This is a genomic window from Longimicrobium sp. (assembly GCF_036554565.1).
GTDB lineage: Bacteria > Gemmatimonadota > Gemmatimonadetes > Longimicrobiales > Longimicrobiaceae > Longimicrobium.
This window is the reverse complement of the sequence record NZ_DATBNB010000134.1, coordinates 1-3,787: the sequence shown is the minus strand read 5'-3', so window position 1 is coordinate 3,787 and position 3,787 is coordinate 1. Positions and strand designations below refer to the sequence as shown.

3 protein-coding genes are annotated in these 3,787 nt (G+C 73.4%); all 3 read left to right on the top strand.

Annotated features, from left to right (window positions below):
• A partial coding sequence (locus VIB55_RS03615) for an ABC transporter ATP-binding protein (protein ID WP_331875304.1) occupies positions 1–410 on the top strand: 410 nt, incomplete at its 5' end.
• On the top strand, positions 400–2,541 hold the full coding sequence (locus VIB55_RS03610) for a TonB-dependent receptor (RefSeq protein ID WP_331875303.1): 2,142 nt from the start codon (positions 400–402) through the stop codon (positions 2,539–2,541). The genes VIB55_RS03615 and VIB55_RS03610, both read left to right, overlap by 11 nt.
• Positions 2,538–3,590 (top strand): hypothetical protein, encoded by a 1,053-nt coding sequence (locus VIB55_RS03605; RefSeq protein WP_331875302.1) that lies wholly within the window; start codon positions 2,538–2,540, stop codon positions 3,588–3,590. Before VIB55_RS03610 ends, VIB55_RS03605 begins: the two co-directional genes overlap by 4 nt.
• The last annotated feature ends 197 nt before the right edge of the window (positions 3,591–3,787 follow it).

The window sequence follows — 3,787 nt, the reverse complement described above, 5'->3', positions numbered from 1 at the left end:
CGCTTTCAGGCGGGGAGCGGCAGCGGGCCCGGGTGGCTCGCGCGCTGGCACAGCAGGCGCCCACGTTGGCGCTGGACGAGCCCACGGCCGCGCTGGACGTGGCCCACGAGATGGCCATCTTCGAGCTGCTGCACGACCTGGGGCACGCCGGCAAGACGGTGCTCCTGATCACCCACAACCTGAACCTTGCCGCGCGCTACGCCGACCGCCTGGTCCTTCTGGACGGCGGACGCCTGGCCGCCGAGGGCACCCCCGCGCAGGTGCTGACGAGGGACACCGTCGAGCGCGTCTACGGCTGGCCGGTGGAGATCGTTCCGCATCCCGGGCCGGGTCCGGACGCCGGCGCGCCGCAGGTGGTGCCGCTGTCGGGAGAGCAGTGCGGGCGAATGGAGCGTGGACATGCGGCGTAGCCTGCTCGCGCTCCTGCTGTGGATCGCCGTCCCAGCCTCGCTCACGGCCCAACGCCCCGGCGAGGTGGCCGGCCGCGTGGCCGAGGCGGGCACGGACGCGCCGCTGGAGATGGCCGCCGTCGAGCTTCCGGAACTGGGGATCCGCGTGTGGACGGACGGCGCCGGAAGATTCGCCATCCGCGGCGTGGAAGAGGGCGCCCATCGCGTTCGCGTCACCCGGGCGGGCTACGCGGGATGGACGTCCGAGGTGCGGGTGAGGAACGGCGAGGCGGCGTGGCTGTCCATCCCGCTCGCGCGCCACGTGCTGCTGCTCGACACCGTGAGCGCCGTGACGACCGTGCCCGATCCGCAGCGCGACGGGACCGTGGTCACGCGTGCCGCGATCGAAGCTTCGGGGGCGCGGACGGCGGCGGACGTGGTGGCGCGCGCGCCCGGCGTGACGGTGCGCGAAAGCGGGCCGACGGGTTCGCGCACGGTGAGCATCCGCGGCAGCGGCGCCGACGCGGTCCTGGTGCTGGTGGACGGCGCGCCGCTGAACGACCCCGTTTCCGGTGAGGCAGACCTGAGCGCCGTTCCCGCCAGCGCCATCGAGCGGGTGACGGTGCTCCCCGGCGCGCACTCCGCACGCTACGGCGCGCGCGCCGGTGCCGGGGTGGTGCTGATCGAGACGCGGGCCGGCGAGGTGCCGCCCGCCGCGGAGCTTTCCGGCGGCACCCTGGGCGAGCGGGCCGCGCGCGGCGAGTGGGGCGCGCCGCTCGGCGGGGCCGCCATCCAGGCCGGTGCGCACACGCGGGCGGTGGACGGGCGGTTCGCCTACGCGCGTGACCCGAGCGATCCCACGCGCGTCCATCGTACCAACGCCGACGAGTTCGAGGCGGGGGCCTTCGCGGCGCTCACCGGCAGGCTGGCGGGCGGCGAGCTGCGGGTGCGGGGGGGATGGGAAACGCTGGAGCGCGGACTGCCCGGCACCGGCCACACCCCCTCGCCGGATGCGCGGCAGTGGATGGAGCGCGGGCGCGCGTCGCTGGCGTGGCGGCGCGGCCCGGCCTCGGCGCTGGTCTCCGGCGCCGTGCAGCGCGCGCGCTACGCGGACCCCGCGCCCCCGTTCGGCCTGCCGTACGACGACACCACGCGGGTGCGGATGCTCAACGCGCGCGTCGAGTCATCTACCGGGTTCCGCCGCGGACGGCTGGGGCTGGGGGTGGACGCCCTGGCCCAGCACGTGGAGGCCGCGCTCTCGGAGCAGGCGCCGCGCACCCAGTACGGCGGCGGCGTCTTCGCCCACGCGTCGGACGACGTGCGCGTGCTGCGGCGCACGCTCGCGCTCTCGGCCGAGGCTCGCGTGGACCGCGACGGGGTGAGCGGAAACTGGTACGCCAGCCGCGCGTTGACCGTGCGGATGGACGGGCCGGTACGCGTGCAGCTGGCCAACCGCAGCGCGTACAGCCCGCCGTCGCTGGGCGACCAGTTCTTTCGCGGCGGCGTGGGGATCGTCCCGAACCCCGACCTGCGCCCGGAGCGCATCCCCAACGAGTGGGAGATGGGCGCATCCACCGCGGCGACGCTGGGCGGCGTGTCCCTTTCCGCCTACGCCACCGCCTACGACAGCGACGTGCGCGGCATGATCGTGTGGATGCGCCGCTTCAACGACCGCTGGACCCCCGGCAACGTCGACGCGCACCGCCGCGGCATCGACCTTCGCGCCGACGCCGTGCTGGCCGGGCAGGGACTGCGGGTGAACGCGTCGTACTCGCTGGCGCGCATCACCTACGACCGCCAGGGCACGGATGACGACGGCGTGCAGGTCGTGTATCGCCCCCGTCACTCCGGGTGGATGGGCGCGGAGTGGGGCGTGGGCCCGTGGCGGGCGGAGGCGCGCGTCCGCTACACCGGTGCGCGGAACCCCACGCCCACGGAGGCCAACGTCATCCCCGGCTTCTGGGCCACGCAGCTGCGCGTGGCTCGCGACTGGCGGTTGGGTGCGTGGGCGCTTTCCACCGCGCTGGACGTGGACCGCGCGCTGGACGAAAAAGGGCACCTGATCGCGGGATACCCCGAGCCCGGCCGCCGGGCTCGCCTGGACGTGCGCATCCAGCGCACGCAGCTACCTTCACGAAATCCATCGAGATGATGAAAACTCGTTTGATCCGCCGCCTGATGGGGATGGCCGCGCTGGCCGCCCTCTCGCTTTCGGCCGCGTGCGACCGCAACCCCGCCCTGCCCGATGGCGAAGAGCTGGCGGTGGTGGTGGTGAACAGCGTCGACAACACGCTCAGCATCGTGCCGCTGGAAGTAGGCGGAACGGAGCGCACGGTGGGCCTGGCCCAGGCCGCCAGCAGCCCGGTAGACCTGGCGGTGCGCGGCAACGTGGCGGTGGTGCCGCTGGGCATCTACCCCTTCGCCGCCGTGGTGGACCTGGCCGCCGGCGTGGTGTCGCACCGCGTGGCGCTTCCGGCCAACTCGGGGGCCACGGGCGTGGCGTTCGTGAACGACTCCGTGGCGCTGGTCGCCAATCCGGGGCGCAACACCGTGTCGCCGGTGAACGTCCGGCGCGGGCAGGCGGGCGCCGAGATCGCGGTGGGCGTGTATCCGCAGGCCATCGTGGCGGGCAACGGCGCGACGTTCGTCATCAACAGCAACCTGGTGAACTTCGCGCCCGCGGGGCCGGGCTCGGTGACGGTGCTCAACCCGGCGCTTGGGGTGGTGAAGACGATCCCGCTCAGCGGCGTGAACCCCGCGGCGGGCGCCGTGCTGGGCGACCGGCTGTACGTGCTCCACTCCGGCAACTTCGGCAAGGCGAACGGCTCGCTCTCGGTGGTGAACCTGCAGACGCTGACCGAAGAGTCGCACAACACGGGGTTCGGCACCTTTCCCACCTCGCTGGAGGCGTTGGGCAACCCCGACGTGCTGTACGTCGGCGGGTTCGGCTACGGCATCACGGCGTGGAACCCGGCGACGCGCCAGTTCCATCTTCCCCCGGCCAACGCGCTGAAGCCGAACGGCATCGCCGACGTGGGCGACCTGACCGTCGACGATCGGGGGCAGCTGTTCTTCACCGCGCCGGGTGACTGCACGCAGCCCGGGAAGCTGTACCTGCTGGGTCCTTCGGGGAACATCGCCGGTCAGGCCACGGTGGGCGTCTGTCCCCTGGGCGTGGAGCTCGCGCGCATCCAGAGCTGAGCTTCTTCCATAGCGGCTCGTCCAACGGAAACACCCTCTCCCACGGCTGCGTGGGAGAGGGTGTTTTCCTGTTCGGCCGCCCACGCGCTCAGGCGTTCGCGGGACGGTCCTGCTGCTCGTCTTCACCGTGCGTGCGCGCCCAGACGCGCAGGCTGGCGACCGTGCCATGCAGATCGTCGCGCTCCTCGTCCGACAGG

Bases quoted from the DNA above. Each gene is read 5' to 3' on its own strand.
- VIB55_RS03610 (WP_331875303.1), top strand. From the start codon at position 400: ATGCGGCGTAGCCTGCTCGCGCTCCTGCTGTGGATCGCCGTCCCAGCC.
- VIB55_RS03605 (WP_331875302.1), top strand. From the start codon at position 2,538: ATGATGAAAACTCGTTTGATCCGCCGCCTGATGGGGATGGCCGCGCTG.